This is a genomic window from Pseudomonas sp. NPDC077186 (assembly GCF_044543505.1).
In the GTDB taxonomy this organism is placed as follows: domain Bacteria; phylum Pseudomonadota; class Gammaproteobacteria; order Pseudomonadales; family Pseudomonadaceae; genus Aquipseudomonas.
On sequence record NZ_JBITWE010000005.1, the window covers coordinates 484,031 to 497,961 of the forward strand.

Genomic DNA, 13,931 nt, shown 5'->3' on the forward strand with positions numbered 1-13,931 from the left:
TCTGGCGTCTGGAGCTTTGCTGTCTGGCTGTGTAACGGATGCCCTGCGACATCGCGCCACGCCAATCAGTGCCCTGCATCGGCCACTGGCGTATCCATCTGATCCGGTTTTTTAAGGCTTTTCTGGCGCTGTTTTCGGTGCACGCCCGGCAGGCATAGTCGACGCCCCGTGATCAGGAGGCCTGCCGGCATGTACCAATACGACGATTATGACCGCGCGCTGGTGCGCGAGCGCGTCGCCCAGTTCCGCGACCAGGTACAACGGCGCCTGGCCGATGAACTGAGCGAAGAGGAGTTCCTGCCGCTGCGCCTGCAGAACGGCCTGTACCTGCAGAAACATGCCTACATGCTGCGGGTGGCGATCCCCTACGGCACCCTGTCGGCCAAGCAGATGCGCGCCCTGGCGCATATCGCCCGCGCGTACGACCGCGGTTACGGCCACTTCACCACGCGTCAGAACATACAGTTCAACTGGGTCGAGCTCGAACGCGTGCCGGACATTCTCGACTGGCTGGCCGAGCATGACATGCATGCCATCCAGACCTCCGGTAACTGCGTGCGCAACATCACCACCGAGGCCTTCGCCGGTGTCGCCGCCGACGAGTACCTCGACCCACGCCCGCTGGCCGAGATCCTGCGTCAGTGGTCGACGGTCAACCCGGAATTCCTCTTCCTGCCGCGCAAGTTCAAGATCGCCCTGTGCGCCGCCGAGCAGGACCGTGCAGCCATTCAGGTGCATGACATCGGCCTGCAGCTGTACCGTGACGCCGCCAACGAACTGCGTCTGCGCGTGCTGGTCGGCGGCGGCCTGGGGCGCACGCCGATCATCGCCCAGACCCTGCGCGAGGGCCTGCATTGGCAGGACTGTCTGTCCTACGTCGAGGCCATCCTGCGCGTGTACAACCGCCATGGTCGGCGCGACAACAAGTACAAGGCGCGCATCAAGATCCTGGTCAAGGCCCTCGGCATCGAGGCCTTCGCCGCTGAGGTGGAGCGCGAGTGGCAGCCGATCAAGGACGGCCCGGCGCAACTGACCGAGGACGAGTACCAGCGCGTCGCCGCCTCCTTCCACAAGCCGGCCTACGTGCCGCAGGACGCCCTCGACCTCGACTTCGGCACCCACCTGGCGCGCGATGAGGCCTTCGCCCGCTGGGTCTCGCGCAACGTCATGGCGCATCAGGTGCCCGGCTACCTGAGCGTGGTGCTGTCGACCAAGCCGGGCATCAGTGCACCGCCCGGCGACGTCAGCGCCGAGCAGATGGAGGCGCTGGCCGACTGGAGCGAGCGCTACGGCTTCGGCGAGATTCGCGTCGCCCACGAACAGAACCTGGTGCTACCCGACGTGCGCAAGAGCGATCTCCATGCGCTCTGGCGCGAGGCGCAGGCGGCCGGGCTGGGCACGGCCAACGCCGGGTTGCTCACCGACATCATCGCCTGCCCCGGTGGTGATTTCTGCTCGCTGGCCAACGCCAAGTCGATCCCCATTGCCCAGGCCATCCAGCAGCGTTTCGACGATCTCGACTACCTGCATGATCTGGGCGAGCTGAGCCTGAACATCTCCGGCTGCATGAACGCCTGCGGCCATCACCATATCGGCAACATCGGTATCCTCGGCGTCGACAAGAACGGTAGCGAGTGGTACCAGCTCACCCTCGGTGGTAGCCAGGGCCAGCAGGCGGCGCTGGGCAAGGTGATCGGCCCCTCGTTCGCCGCCGAGCAGGTGCCCGAGGTGATCGAGCGCATCGTGCGCACCTATGTCGATCAGCGGCAGGTGAACGAAGGCTTTCTCGACACCTTCCAGCGCATCGGCCTGGAGCCATTCAAGGCGAACGTCTACAGCCGCGAGGAGGTGGCATGAACAACCTGATTCGCCTGGTCGAGGGCCAGGCCTGCATCGTCGACGGCGATCCCTGGCAGCTCGATGTGGAGGCTGACGCGCCGTTGATCCTGCCGCTGGCGGCCTGGCGTGAGCGGCAGTCTGTGGAGGTGCTGGAGGGTAGGGCGATGAGCGCCGATGGCCTGCTGCTGCAGGTGGATGACGAGCCGGAGGCGCTGCAGCCTTTTCTCACCAGTCTGCCGTTGATCGCCATCGACTTCCCCAGTTTTCGCGATGGCCGTGGCTACAGCCAGGCCTACCTGCTACGTACCCGACTAGGCTGGCGCGGCGAGTTGCGCGCGGTGGGCGATGTGCTGCGCGACCAGTTGGCGCACATGCGCCAGTGCGGCTTCGATGCCTTCGCCGTGCGCGCCGACAAATCGCTGGAAGATGCACTCAAGGGCCTGCAAGGGCTCAGTGTGTTGTATGGTCGCTCGGTTATCGAGCCGCGTCCGCTGTTTCGTCGGGGGCGCCATAAGGAGGAGTCGAGATCATGATGGTGCGTGGCCTGTTCTGGCTGGTATTGCTGCAGTTGTTCGGCGTGGCGCTCAATCACTGGCTGTTGCCGATGCTGCCGGCCTCGATCATTGGCCTGCTGCTGCTCTCGGTCTGGCTGATGTGGCGCGGCGCCGTGCCCGAGCCGCTGCAGCAGGCCGCCGGTGGTTTGCTGCCGTATCTGCCGCTGCTGCTGGCCGTGCCGGCCTCGGGGATCATGACCAGCAGTGACCTGCTGCTCGGTGAACTGCCGGTGATCGCCACGGCGCTGGTGCTGTCGCTGCTGGTCACCGTGCCGTTCTGCGGCTGGCTGTTGCAGACGCTGATCCGCCGTCAGGAGCGCAAGGGATGACCCTGTTGACTCATCACCCGCTATTCGCCATCGCCCTGACCCTGGCCGCTTTTCTGATCGCCGCCTGGCTCTATCGCCGCAGCGGCTGGCTGTTGCTACAGCCGGTGCTGGTATCGGTGGCGCTGATCGTCGCCACCTTGCTGCTGTGCGGCGTGGATTACGCCACCTACCGCGCTGGCGCCGAGCCCGTTGCCTGGCTGCTGGGGCCGGCCACCGTAGCCCTGGCGGTGCCGCTGCAGCACAACATCAAGCGCATCCGCCAGTTGTTCTGGCCGGTGCTGATCACCCTGACGGCCGGCGGCGTCCTGTCGGTAGCGCTGACCCTGGCCATCGGCTGGGCGCTGGGCGCCGACTGGAGCGTGGTGATGAGCCTGGCACCGAAATTCGTGACCATGCCGATTGCCATGCCGGTGGCCGAGCAGATCGGCGGCGTGGCCTCGCTGGCGGCGGTGATGGTGATGCTCACCGGCGTGATCGGTACGGCCATGGGGCCGCTGCTGCTGCGCTGGGCGGGTGTCGATCATCCCGCGGCCCGTGGCCTGAGCTACGGCATCAACGCCCATGCCATCGGCACCGCGCACGCCTTGCAGGAAGGCGAGGAGTGCGGCGCCTTCGCCGCCCTGGCGATGAGCCTGCTGGGCATCGCCACGGCGCTGTTGCTGCCCCTGCTGCTGTCCAGCTGAGGCGTGGCCCGGGGCGGAATCCCGCCATCCGCCCCGCGCCGATCCGCTGCCTTTGGCGAGAACTCGCCACCGCGTCGTGCCCCCGGCGCGCGGCGAGGCCCGACCTAAGGAAACGCCGAAATAATCGTCATTCCCGCGCGGGCGGGAATCCAGAACCGCCATAGCACCTGGGCTCCCGCCTTCGCGGGAGTGACGGTAAATGGCTTTTTCAGAACTTCCCTAGCGCTGAATCCTTTCAGCGGCACGCATATTGCTCCTGCACGCGGCGCGAGCGGAATACGCCCGCCAAGAGGCCTGGAAACACCCTTCCTCCCGCCGCGCCGCCGATCTGCGGCTATCGCCCATGTGCGGCCCAAACGGCCGCTGCCCGAAACCTTGCCTGCACGGCTGTTGTCGTCGTGCGATGAACTGGACTGCCCCATGAAGAAAATCCTGCTGACGCTGCTTTGTCTCAGCGTGATCGGTTGCTCCAAGCCCCGCGAGCCCGAGAAAACCGTCGACGTGCTGCTGATCGGCGCTGGCGTGATGAGCGCCACCCTCGGCACCTACCTCCACGAGCTGCAGCCGGACTGGAGCATCGAAATCTACGAGCGCCTCGACCAGGTGGCCGCCGAAAGCTCCAATGGCTGGAACAATGCCGGCACCGGCCACTCGGCCTTCTGCGAGCTGAACTACACCCCGGAAACCGCCGACGGTGGCATCGACATCAGCAAGGCGATCGCGATCAACGAGTCGTTCGAGATCTCCAAGCAGTTCTGGGCCACCCAGGTCGAGCGCGAGGTGCTGAGCAAGCCCAAGAGCTTCATCAACATCACCCCGCACATGAGCTTCGTCTGGGGTGACGATAACGTCGAATACCTGCGCAAGCGCCACGCCGCCCTGCAGCACAGCAATCTGTTCCGTGGCATGGAGTTCACCGAAGACCATGCACAGATCGCCCAGTGGGTACCGCTGGTCATGCAAGGTCGTGACCCGCAGCAGAAGGTCGCCGCCACCCGCATGGCCATCGGCACCGACGTCAATTTCGGCGAGATCACCCGTCAGCTGATCGACTCGCTGATCGGCAAGGACCAGGCCAGCTTGCACCTGGAGCATGAAGTTCGTGACCTCAAGCGCAACGATGACGGCACCTGGCGCGTGACTGTAGCCGACCTGGCCAAGGACGGCGCCGAGCAAACCGTCAATGCCCGCTTCGTGTTCATCGGCGCCGGTGGTGGCGCGCTCAAGCTGCTGCAGAAATCCGGCATCGAAGAAGCCAAGGGCTACGCCGGCTTCCCGGTCGGTGGCCAGTTCCTGATGACGCGTAACCAGGACGTGGTTGCCCAGCACCTAGCCAAGGTCTATGGCAAGGCTTCGGTCGGCTCGCCGCCCATGTCCGTGCCGCACCTGGACACTCGCGTGATCGACGGCGAGAACGTGCTGCTGTTCGGCCCGTTCGCCACCTTCTCCACCAAGTACCTGAAGAACGGCTCGCTGCTCGACATGTTCGGCAGCATGACCACTGACAACTTCATGCCGATGATCAACGCCGGCATGGACAACTGGTCGTTGAGCACCTACCTGATGGGCCAGCTGATGCTCAGCCAGGAAGACCGCATGGCCTCGCTGCGCGAGTACTTCCCCGAGGCGCAGGACGCCGATTGGGAGCTGATCAATGCCGGCCAGCGCGTGCAGATCATCAAGAAGGATGCCGAGAAGGGCGGCGTGCTGCAGTTCGGCACCGAAGTGGTGACCTCGGCCGACGGCAGCATCAGCGCACTGCTGGGCGCCTCGCCGGGTGCTTCCACCGCTGCACCGATCATGCTGCACCTGATCGAGAAGGCCTTCGCCGACCAGGTCGCCACCCCTGAGTGGCAGGCGCGCCTGAAGGAGATCATCCCGTCTTACGGTCAGAAGCTGAACGACGACCTGGCACTGACCAACCGCATTCGCCAGTGGAGCAGCGAGCGTCTCGAGCTGCAGCACATCGAAGTGGCGCCGGACGTGCAAGTGGCCGCCGAGCCGAAGCCGGCGGCGGTGACCCTGTAAGGCCTTTCACGCGGTAAAGAGAACCCGCCCTGCGTCTCGCGCACGGCGGGTTTTGTTTGGCCTGCGAACCTGTCGTGGCTAAAGCCCCTCGCACAGGTGGGGTGGACGCCGTGGGAGGGGCTTTAGCCGCGATTGCCGGTCGGCGCGTAGGGTGGATTACGCTTCACCGATCCACCACCCTGGTGGAGGTAAAACGCGAAATCCTCCTGTGGGAGGGGCTTTAGCCGCGATCATCTGGACGGCGCGTCCTAGGGCGCTGCCGGCTCATCCTCGTTGCGATCCAGCGCCACCTGGCGGATCGACAGGCGAATCTCCGCCGGCAGTACGCGCTTGGCGGCGCCTTCGGCCAGCTCGCTGAGCAGCGGGTGATGGCTGAGCTTGCCGGCCTCGTCCTGGCGCAGCACGCCCTGGTCCAGCAGGCTCTGGATGAAGTGGCGGAACAGGCTCTTGTCGAAGAACTCCGGCGCGTTGAGGCCATGCAGGATCGACAGGCGCTGGGCCATGACCGTGCACAGGTCCTCCAGCTCCTCGGCGCTGATCGCGTTCTGCCCGGCATTGAGCAGCAGGGCGATGGCCATGTAGAAGCGCTGCAGGGTCTGCGCCACCGAGCGCGACAGCAGGGTCAGCAGCACGAACTGGCGCGAACTGGGCGCCGGGCGCAGGTACACGTCGCCCTCGACTTTCAGCAGGCCCTGCTCGACGAAGGCCGCCAGCCACTGATCCACCACGCCTTCCAGCTCGTCCTGTTCCCAGCGGATAAACAGCTCGGCCTGCAGGTAGGGATAGAGCGCGCCGGTGAAGCGCAGGATCTGCTCGCGGCTGATCCGCGCGCTGCTCTGGAAGAAGCTCGCCAGCAGCGCCGGCAGGGCGAAGATGTGCAGCACGTTGTTGCGGTAGTAGGTCATCAGGACGGCGTTCTGCTCGTCCAGATACAGAATCTTGCCCAGCGCGTCCTTCTGCTCGGCCAGCAGGTCCATGCCCTTGACGTGCTCGATCAGCGCCGCGCCGTCGCCTTCCGGCAGGGTGGTGTGCGGCGAGTAGGGCACCGCGCGCAGCAGCGCCAGGTAGAGGTCGAGCACCCGCGCCAGGGCGCGGTCGTCCAGCGCCAGCTTGCTGGTGGACAGCAGCGCCAACGCCACCAGGTTGACCGGGTTGATCGAGGCCGCCTCATTGAGATGGCGCGCCACCCGCTCGCCGAGGCGATTGGTCGCCTCGTTCAGCCAGCTCGGGCGGAACTGCGGCGCCAGCTCCTGGCTGCGCCAGCCGGGCTGCTGCTGGTCGAGGAACTCGGCCAGCTTGATCGGCTCGCCGAAGTTCACCGACACCTGGCCAAAGCGCTGCTTGAGCGCGCCGAGCACCTTGAACAGGTCGAAGATCGACTCCTTCTTCTTGCTCGCGCCGCGCAGTTCGCCCAGGTAGGTGCGCCCCTCCAGCACGCGCTCGTAGCCGATGTATACCGGTACGAAGACGATGGGCAGGCGGTGGCTGCGCAAAAAGCTGCGCAGGGTGATGGCCAGCATGCCGGTCTTCGGCCGCAGCATGCGCCCGGTACGCGAGCGCCCGCCCTCGACGAAGTACTCGACCGGGAAGCCCTTGCTGAACAGGGTGTGCAGGTATTCGTTGAACACCGCGGTGTACAGCGGGTTGCCCTTGAAGGTGCGGCGCATAAAGAAGGCCCCCCCTCGTCTCAACAAGCCGCCGATCACCGGCATATTGAGGTTGATGCCGGCGGCGATGTGCGGTGGCGTCAGGCCGTTGCGGAACAGCAGGTAGGACAGCAGCAGGTAGTCGATGTGGCTGCGGTGGCAGGGTACGTAGATCACTTCGTGGCCCTGGGCGATGTCGCGCACGCCTTCGACGTTGTGCACCTTGATGCCGTCGTAGATCTTGTTCCAGAACCAGGACAGCACCAGCTCGAGGAAGCGGATCACCGTGTAGGTGTAGTCCGAGGCGATCTCGTTGCCGTAGCGCAGCGCCTGCGCCTCGGCGCGTTCCAGGCTGATGTTCTCGCGTTCGGCTTCCTCGGCAATCGCCTGGCGCACCAGCGGGTCGTGCACCAGGCCCTTGACCAGGTTGCGCCGGTGCGAGACATCCGGGCCGATCACCGCCGCCTTCTGGTTGCGAAAATGCACGCGCAGGATGCGATGCACCATGCGCAGGGTGCGTTCCTGGCCCTTGTCCTGCTCGACCAGTTCGCGCAGGTGGATCGGCGTGGAGAACTGCACGCGGGTCTTGCGCCCCAGGATCAGGATGCTGACCAGCCGGCGCAGGCGCCCGGTCACCGCCCAGCTGTCGGCGAACAGCAGCTTCCAGGCGCTGGTCTCGCGGTCCGGCGACTGCCCCCAGAACACGCTGACCGGCACGATCTGCGCATCGTCCACCGCCTGGCGGGAGAGGGCGGCGACCACCCGATCCAGGGTCGGCGAGATGCCGCGCTTGTCCTGGCGGCCGAACCAGTCCGGTTCCGGCGTCAGGTAGAAGAAGGCCGCCGGCTCGATGTGTTCCCCGACCGCCACCGGCAACACCGGGCGCGGCAGGCCGGCCTTGCTGCACTCGCGGTCGACCACCGCCAGGTCGCTTACCGAGGGCTGCTGCAGCACGTAGAACACCGGCTTGCTGCGGTCGAGCTTGAGGGTGAAGGCGGACTGGTTGATGGTTTCCGAGCGTACCCAGAGGTACAGCAGGCGGCGCAGCGCCCCGAAGGCGAGGCGGCGGAAGGGGGAACGGGTCATACGGACTCTGCTTGCGTGACAAAACGAGCGATTGCTCGGGAAGGGCGCTAGTGTGCCGCAAGGGCGCTTAGCGGGCAAAAAACTCTCGCGCTGCAGGCCATGCGCGGCGCCTGGGCCGGGTCATCCGCGGCGGGCCAGGCGAGCACTCAAGCGGCTCCTGACAGGCGTTCGCGCCAGCGCCATTCGAGGCCGGCCAGCAGTGCGACGAACAGCGCTTCGCCAACCAGATAAGCCAGGCCCCAGGGGCTCGCCGAGCCGACAAAGCTTGCTGCCAGCCCCAGGCACGCCGCCGCCCAGGCCAGATTGCCCAGCACCAGCAACACGATCAGCGTTCTCGGCCGCCACCGGCGGCGCGCCAGGCTCAGGGAATAGGCCGCGTAGAGCAGATTGACCAGGCCGATCAGGGTCAGCAGCGCCAGGGGCAGCGCCTGCAGCTCGCTCAGCCAGTGGCGGCAGGTCAGCAGCAGGGCGCCGGCCAGTGCGGCGGCAGCGCCGTCGAGCCACAGCAGATACCTCATGCGCGCTGGTCCTGCAGCCAGCCACGCCAACCGCCGATCACGCACAGCAGCCCCACCAGCAGGAACAGCGCCGGCAGCCACAGCGGCCCGGGCGAGGACTCCAGCCCCCGCTGCAGCACCGCTTCGGCGGGATTGTCCGGGTTGACGTAGACCGTCTGGCGCGAGCCGGGCGTATAGCGCTCGACGATGCGCCGGATATCGTCCCGATCGGCGGAGGCGGGCCCCAGGTAGCTGAAAGTGGTCGAGCGGTAGGTCTGGCCGTCGATCTGGTACTCATAGCGGATATGCGGTTGGTAGCTGTGGGAGGGGCTGCCGCTATTGCTGGCGCGCTGACTGGTCTGCGCCACCTTGGCCTCGAGGATGGTCGCCAGCACCGGCTCGAAGCGCGCGGCGGCATCGCTCTGCTTCTGCTCGCTCCACAGGATGGCGTAGCCGATATACAGCGCGAAAGCGCTGAACGGCAGGCCGAAGAGCAACATGCCCCAATTGACGCGGCGCGGCTGCTTGGCGGTGTTGTCTGGCATCGACTGGGCCTCGTTGTTGGTGGTCGAGCGAGCCGGGGCTGGCCAACTCGGCGATTGAGCTAAGGAGGTTCTGCAAAGGCCTTTTCCCGTCACTCCCGCGAAGGCGGGAGCCCAGGTGCTACGGAGGTGCTGGATTATTCCCCTTCGGGCCAGCGCAAGCGCGGTTCGGCGGTAAAACTGCAGTCCCGCCTGCGCGGGCATGGCGGCTATTTCTAAAGTGCGAGCTTAAGCCCGTCCAGTGAGCAGGCGAGACCAGCCGCGGAACGAGGCCGATAACAATGATGATCCCAGGGATCGATTGAACGCTTGGCCCCCGCTGCGCGAACTACAGAATGGCCAGGGCGCTCGCGCCCACTACAGGCCGGATATACGAATGCAACCGCGCTGCCGACAGGTGCAAAAGCAAAGCTTTGCTCACTACTTGTGGGGAGAGTCCATATATGCATTGTTATACGCGCCCACTCGATATCTTGTGGCCGATGCGTATGGCGGACTCAAGAATTTTTACCAGCTCCTCAAATGTTTCTATGTCTCCGCCTTCTTCTTGGACTGGGCTACCCGGCATCACGTCTTGAACGACTGCGTCGATTAGTTGGTGAAACTCAATTATCTCTGATGCTAACTCTGGCTTTACAAGCCCAATGCGGTCGATATGCGATTGATAAACTCTAGAGTAGTGATCGGGAACTTTGATCGTCAGAGTGTATTTGTGTTCTGGATTTTCTTTTAAGTAATTTACTGCTTCTATGAGGCCGCCAAGATAATCGCGGTGATCCATTATTTTTAAAAGAGCGGATATTTCAGATATGAGCGCAGTAGTTATTGCCTGCCGCTCTAGTCGATGTTTCCTCGTCTCAAGAATATAAGACGGAAAAAAGGTAGATATGCCGCCGATAAAAGCACCGCCAATGGCAGCTATTACAGGCAGCCATTCATTTTGCTCGTCATTAAGCAACGATTGGATTACTTGAATTGTCTGCGCTGCTTCTAGTAGTTGCTGAGTTTCCATTCGGCGCTCATTTGCTGGTGTGTATAACGTTTGGTTAAGGGGCGGGCTTTAGCCCGTCCCAGCGAGCGGAGCGAGCGATTTGAACCTGTTGTTATGCATTAAGCACCTCGATACACCATTTGGGCTGCATGGCTTCGAAGTCCTGACGAATATTGGAGGGCAGGTAGCTAGCTGAGTCCAGCACGAAAGGCTGGCCATCCACGCGCTTGAACACGACCCAGTGCCAGAAATTAACACCATTTTCTTGATGGTGCTTGATGGACAGCAGTGCCAGATCAGGCAATGCCTCCCAGGATACAAAAGGAATTTCGCTCTTTGATGTTTGAAGGTCTGCGTTCGCCAACATGCGACGAACATACTGTGTATCGGACCACAAGGCTTCATCCGACGCATAAATATCCATGCCGTTGGCGATGGCCTTCATTTCTGAATAAGTTTTGCCGAGGATGTTCGCAACCGATGCAATTCCGCAACCGCTGGTTTCTTCTTGTACTACAGGTGCACGCATTGGTAGCCCTTAATGCATAACGTTTGGTTAAGGGGCGGGCTTTAGCCCGTCCCAATGAGCGAAGCGAATGGTTTGAATGCTGTAATGGACTCTCCCCGCGCCACCGTTCTATACCGAGAACGGTGGTGACTGAGATTGGGAGAGCCGTAATGAAACGAATCGCAGTTGATCTGGCCAAGTCCGTTTACCAAGTTGCCGAGAGTGTCCGTTTCGGCCAGGTGGTGCAGCGCAAGCGGCTGAACCGAGAGGCGTTCCGGCGATATATACAGGAGCAGGCCGAGCCGGTCGAGTGGGTGATGGAGGCCTGTGGCACAGCGCACTATTGGGGGCGGTTGGCGCAATCGCTCGGTCATCAGGTGAAGCTGCTGCATCCGCGTTACGTGCGGCCATACCGCCGTCGCAACAAGACCGACCGCAATGACTGCGACGCCATGCTGGAAGCGTCGCGCTGCACCGACATTCATCCTGTACCAGTGAAGAGCCACGATCAGCAACAGCTCCAGCAATTGCACGGGCTGCGGGAAACCTGGAAGAAGAGCCGAACTCAGCGTATCAACCTGCTGCGCGGCATGCTGCGTGAAGCGGGTATCGAAGCGCCAGCCTCGACCGCTGACTTCATCCGGGCTGCCAGTGAGCTGGTTGACCAGCCTGAACTCGCGCCCCTGAGCCGTCTGCTGCATATCGTCCTGGCTGAGATCAACCTGTACGAACAGTGCATGATCGAATGCGAGCAGCAGCTCAAGCGATGGCATGCCGATGACGACATCGTGCGCAAGCTGGATGAGGTCAGTGGCATCGGGCTGCTGACCGCCAGTGCCCTGACCGCCGCTGTTGGTAAGCCCGAACGCTTTGCCAGTGGTCGCCATCTCAGCGCCTGGCTGGGCATGACGCCACGCGAGTTCAGTAGCGGTAATCGCCGCAAGCTCAGCCATATCAGCCGACAGGGCAATGTCTATGTGCGCACTCTGTTAATCCATGGTTCACGAGCGGCATTGCTCGCCGCGCAACGCTGCCAAACCCGCACACCGGAAAAACTGACCCAACTGCAGCGCTGGGCCGTGGAGACGGCAGAGCGGATCGGTCACAACAAGGCTGCTGTGGCGCTAGCCAACAAACTGGTGCGGATCTGCTGGGCGGTGTGGTGCCACGAGCGGCGTTTCAATGGCAATTGGCAGAGCGTAAAGCCCGCCTGACGGCGGGGGTAATCAGAAAGGTGTGATGGTTTTCTTGTGGTTGTGGTGAGCAGCAACACTGTCGGAACAGGCGAGTCCTGCAGCGGAGCAAGGCCGATAACAATGATGATCCCAGGGATCGATTGAACGCTTGGCCCCCGCTGTGCGAACTACAGAATGGCCAGGGCGGAAAAGCCCAAAACAGGCCGGATATACGAATGCAACCGCGCTGACGACAGGTGCAAAAGCAAAGCTTTGCTCACTACTTGTGGGGAGAGTCCATATACCAGTTGTTAGAGGCCGTTTACCCGTTCTAGACCATCCCATAAAGATTCTTTTGGTGGGATGGTTCTAGGGTCTATTAAATTTAGCTCTTCAAGTGTGTATTCCATTTTCCCGAAATTACATGCCGCGCATGTGATAACAAGGTTATCAAGGTCGTTTGTTCCGCCGTGGGAGTGAGGAGTGACATGATCGTACTGAGCCCACATGCACTGGAATGCTGCATGCTGAGATGCATTTGTACTGCCCCACTGAACAGCGGTTGGATATATTTTATGAATTATCTTTCTTATCTCTGCACGAATTACAGGTATTCCGCAGAACCTACAGTGGAATCCATCTCTTTTGTGTAATTCGGCTTTTTGTGCCGTGGTTGGCATGCGGGATACGGTTTTTTCGATTGCTTCTTTATTTGGCTGTTTTTTTACTACGACGTAGGGGCTGTTTTTACCCCAAATCGAATCTGTCCAAGCCCATACTTTTGGATCGTTAGCTAGTGAAAATAGCTCAGCGGCCACAGTGCTGTGGCCATTTAAGTGAGCTGATACTGCTGCGTCAAGATAACGAGCTGCATCGAATATTTCCGGTATTGGCTCTCTAAAGCAGCGTTTGAGGGATACGAGGTTATTCATATAGGCCTCTAACGTTTGGTTAAGGGGCCGGCTTTAGCCGGTCCCGAGTGAGCGAAGCGAGCGGCTTGAACCACTAGTTATGTGCCTACACTGATTACTTGCCTAATGGGTTTTTTAAAAACGACGCAGCAACATCGACTGCCCCTTCGGCTGTGCTTTTTGAAAGAGCCTTTAAGAACTCTTTACCTTGTTCTTTCCAGTAGCTTTCTGGAACCAAGACATAATTCATGGATGCTTTTATAATTTCTAAACGGTGAATCCAGTACGGTACTTTGTCTTTTAGGCGAGAGCAGTTGTCTTCGTGCGGGTGTGGTTTCCAGTTATTTAATACAAACTCTGCACCGGAAAAATGATTGCGTAATAGCACCAGCGTTTTCTCTCTAAGAATCTCATGCTTCCTAATATTTTCGTAGCCGTCTTTGATTGCTTCAGAGCATGTTTCTGGATTGAAGTCAGGGCTATCTTCAATGTTTTGGCAAAAAGCATTCCACTCGATCCACTCTTTGGTTAGCGCATCAATTTGCTCGGATACCCAAGCTTTATTTGGATTGGTGATCGATAAAGCTGGGAATGGTTTATCTTCTCTCATTGATGACTCCGCTGTACTACTTGAGGTACATAACGTTTGGTTAAGGGGCGGGCTTCAGCCCGTCCCAGTGAGCGAAGCGAGCGGCCTTGAACCGCATGTTAGGGCTTTGCGCCATTTTCGTTAAGCAGAGAATGTTCTTTTAACTCAGCTCCAATAAACGCCGAGATCATGGCGCGATAGACTTTTTCTACTACGACCGGATCTGCGCCATGTTCTTGAGCAAGCGATTTAACCTTTGAAATTACTTGCTCAACCCGGGCTGGTGCTTTTACTTCGTCTGTTGTTTTCTTAAACGCAGCAGCTTGAGTTACAAACGTCCCACGCTCTGCGAGTAAAGCCACGATTTTACGATCTATCTGGTCGATATTTTCGCGAACTTCACTGATTGATCTGCATTTGGCTTCCATGTGTGGTTGTACTCCGATTTATGTTTCAACCCTAACGAAGCTGTAGAAAAACCCCAAAAACATCTCGTCCCTCAGCCCTCGTCGCACTTTTTTGAAGAAGTCGGGTAGCTATCGAGATGGGGTGG

At 61.1% G+C, this 13,931-nt stretch carries 14 protein-coding genes; 6 read left to right on the forward strand and 8 right to left on the reverse strand.

Annotated features, from left to right (window positions below; genetic code table 11):
* The first annotated feature begins 189 nt into the window (after positions 1-189).
* From ACIGKL_RS20520 to ACIGKL_RS20540, 5 genes are all read left to right on the forward strand, one after another.
* Entirely contained in the window at positions 190-1,857 is a 1,668-nt protein-coding gene (locus ACIGKL_RS20520) for a nitrite/sulfite reductase (RefSeq protein WP_397488292.1), read from the forward strand.
* Entirely contained in the window at positions 1,854-2,372 is a 519-nt protein-coding gene (locus ACIGKL_RS20525; protein ID WP_397488293.1) for a DUF934 domain-containing protein, read from the forward strand. The genes ACIGKL_RS20520 and ACIGKL_RS20525 overlap by 4 nt, the downstream gene beginning before the upstream one ends.
* On the forward strand, positions 2,369-2,722 hold the full coding sequence (locus tag ACIGKL_RS20530) for a CidA/LrgA family protein (RefSeq protein ID WP_017674822.1): 354 nt from the start codon (positions 2,369-2,371) through the stop codon (positions 2,720-2,722). Before ACIGKL_RS20525 ends, ACIGKL_RS20530 begins: the two co-directional genes overlap by 4 nt.
* Complete coding sequence (locus ACIGKL_RS20535) at positions 2,719-3,405, forward strand: LrgB family protein (protein WP_397488294.1); 687 nt, start codon at positions 2,719-2,721, stop codon at positions 3,403-3,405. Before ACIGKL_RS20530 ends, ACIGKL_RS20535 begins: the two co-directional genes overlap by 4 nt.
* Before the next feature lie 420 nt (positions 3,406-3,825).
* On the forward strand, positions 3,826-5,433 hold the full coding sequence (locus tag ACIGKL_RS20540) for a malate:quinone oxidoreductase (protein ID WP_397488295.1): 1,608 nt from the start codon (positions 3,826-3,828) through the stop codon (positions 5,431-5,433).
* Positions 5,434-5,681: 248 nt separating this feature from the next.
* Here the strand turns inward: ACIGKL_RS20540 and plsB are convergent, their stop codons facing one another.
* The 5 genes from plsB to ACIGKL_RS20565 form a co-directional block, all read right to left on the reverse strand.
* Positions 5,682-8,165, reverse strand: coding sequence for a glycerol-3-phosphate 1-O-acyltransferase PlsB (gene plsB / locus ACIGKL_RS20545; RefSeq protein ID WP_397488296.1), 2,484 nt, complete (start codon positions 8,163-8,165; stop codon positions 5,682-5,684).
* A 146-nt stretch (positions 8,166-8,311) separates the two neighbouring features.
* A complete protein-coding gene (locus tag ACIGKL_RS20550) occupies positions 8,312-8,683 on the reverse strand; it encodes a hypothetical protein (RefSeq protein ID WP_397488297.1) in 372 nt (123 codons plus the stop codon).
* Positions 8,680-9,207, reverse strand: a complete 528-nt coding sequence (locus ACIGKL_RS20555) for a DUF3592 domain-containing protein (RefSeq protein WP_397488298.1) — start codon at positions 9,205-9,207, stop codon at positions 8,680-8,682. Before ACIGKL_RS20555 ends, ACIGKL_RS20550 begins: the two co-directional genes overlap by 4 nt.
* A 448-nt stretch (positions 9,208-9,655) precedes the next feature.
* Complete coding sequence (locus tag ACIGKL_RS20560) at positions 9,656-10,216, reverse strand: hypothetical protein (protein ID WP_397488299.1); 561 nt, start codon at positions 10,214-10,216, stop codon at positions 9,656-9,658.
* A 91-nt stretch (positions 10,217-10,307) separates the two neighbouring features.
* Positions 10,308-10,724 (reverse strand): hypothetical protein, encoded by a 417-nt coding sequence (locus ACIGKL_RS20565; RefSeq protein WP_397488300.1) that lies wholly within the window; start codon positions 10,722-10,724, stop codon positions 10,308-10,310.
* A 149-nt stretch (positions 10,725-10,873) separates the two neighbouring features.
* On the opposite strand from ACIGKL_RS20565, the gene ACIGKL_RS20570 reads away from it, so the two are divergent.
* Positions 10,874-11,917, forward strand: a complete 1,044-nt coding sequence (locus ACIGKL_RS20570) for an IS110 family transposase (RefSeq protein WP_397488301.1) — start codon at positions 10,874-10,876, stop codon at positions 11,915-11,917.
* A 272-nt stretch (positions 11,918-12,189) separates the two neighbouring features.
* Here the strand turns inward: ACIGKL_RS20570 and ACIGKL_RS20575 are convergent, their stop codons facing one another.
* The 3 genes from ACIGKL_RS20575 to ACIGKL_RS20585 all read right to left on the reverse strand — a co-directional run bounded on the left by ACIGKL_RS20575 (position 12,190) and on the right by ACIGKL_RS20585 (position 13,806).
* On the reverse strand, positions 12,190-12,810 hold the full coding sequence (locus ACIGKL_RS20575) for an HNH endonuclease (RefSeq protein ID WP_397488302.1): 621 nt from the start codon (positions 12,808-12,810) through the stop codon (positions 12,190-12,192).
* A 94-nt stretch (positions 12,811-12,904) separates the two neighbouring features.
* Positions 12,905-13,399, reverse strand: coding sequence for a hypothetical protein (locus tag ACIGKL_RS20580; protein ID WP_397488303.1), 495 nt, complete (start codon positions 13,397-13,399; stop codon positions 12,905-12,907).
* Positions 13,400-13,497: 98 nt separating this feature from the next.
* Complete coding sequence (locus ACIGKL_RS20585; protein ID WP_397488304.1) at positions 13,498-13,806, reverse strand: chorismate mutase; 309 nt, start codon at positions 13,804-13,806, stop codon at positions 13,498-13,500.
* Positions 13,807-13,931: the final 125 nt, after the last annotated feature.

Excerpts from the sequence above, each read along its gene's own strand:
- ACIGKL_RS20520 (WP_397488292.1), top strand. The coding sequence starts at position 190 with ATGTACCAATACGACGATTATGACCGCGCGCTGGTGCGCGAGCGCGTC.
- ACIGKL_RS20530 (WP_017674822.1), top strand. The coding sequence starts at position 2,369 with ATGATGGTGCGTGGCCTGTTCTGGCTGGTATTGCTGCAGTTGTTCGGC.
- ACIGKL_RS20580 (WP_397488303.1), bottom strand. The coding sequence starts at position 13,399 with ATGAGAGAAGATAAACCATTCCCAGCTTTATCGATCACCAATCCAAAT.
- ACIGKL_RS20555 (WP_397488298.1), bottom strand. The coding sequence starts at position 9,207 with ATGCCAGACAACACCGCCAAGCAGCCGCGCCGCGTCAATTGGGGCATG.
- ACIGKL_RS20570 (WP_397488301.1), top strand. The coding sequence starts at position 10,874 with ATGAAACGAATCGCAGTTGATCTGGCCAAGTCCGTTTACCAAGTTGCC.
- ACIGKL_RS20560 (WP_397488299.1), bottom strand. The coding sequence starts at position 10,216 with ATGGAAACTCAGCAACTACTAGAAGCAGCGCAGACAATTCAAGTAATC.
- ACIGKL_RS20535 (WP_397488294.1), top strand. The coding sequence starts at position 2,719 with ATGACCCTGTTGACTCATCACCCGCTATTCGCCATCGCCCTGACCCTG.
- ACIGKL_RS20565 (WP_397488300.1), bottom strand. The coding sequence starts at position 10,724 with ATGCGTGCACCTGTAGTACAAGAAGAAACCAGCGGTTGCGGAATTGCA.
- ACIGKL_RS20550 (WP_397488297.1), bottom strand. The coding sequence starts at position 8,683 with ATGAGGTATCTGCTGTGGCTCGACGGCGCTGCCGCCGCACTGGCCGGC.
- ACIGKL_RS20525 (WP_397488293.1), top strand. The coding sequence starts at position 1,854 with ATGAACAACCTGATTCGCCTGGTCGAGGGCCAGGCCTGCATCGTCGAC.
- ACIGKL_RS20540 (WP_397488295.1), top strand. The coding sequence starts at position 3,826 with ATGAAGAAAATCCTGCTGACGCTGCTTTGTCTCAGCGTGATCGGTTGC.
- ACIGKL_RS20585 (WP_397488304.1), bottom strand. The coding sequence starts at position 13,806 with ATGGAAGCCAAATGCAGATCAATCAGTGAAGTTCGCGAAAATATCGAC.
- plsB (WP_397488296.1), bottom strand. The coding sequence starts at position 8,165 with ATGACCCGTTCCCCCTTCCGCCGCCTCGCCTTCGGGGCGCTGCGCCGC.
- ACIGKL_RS20575 (WP_397488302.1), bottom strand. The coding sequence starts at position 12,810 with ATGAATAACCTCGTATCCCTCAAACGCTGCTTTAGAGAGCCAATACCG.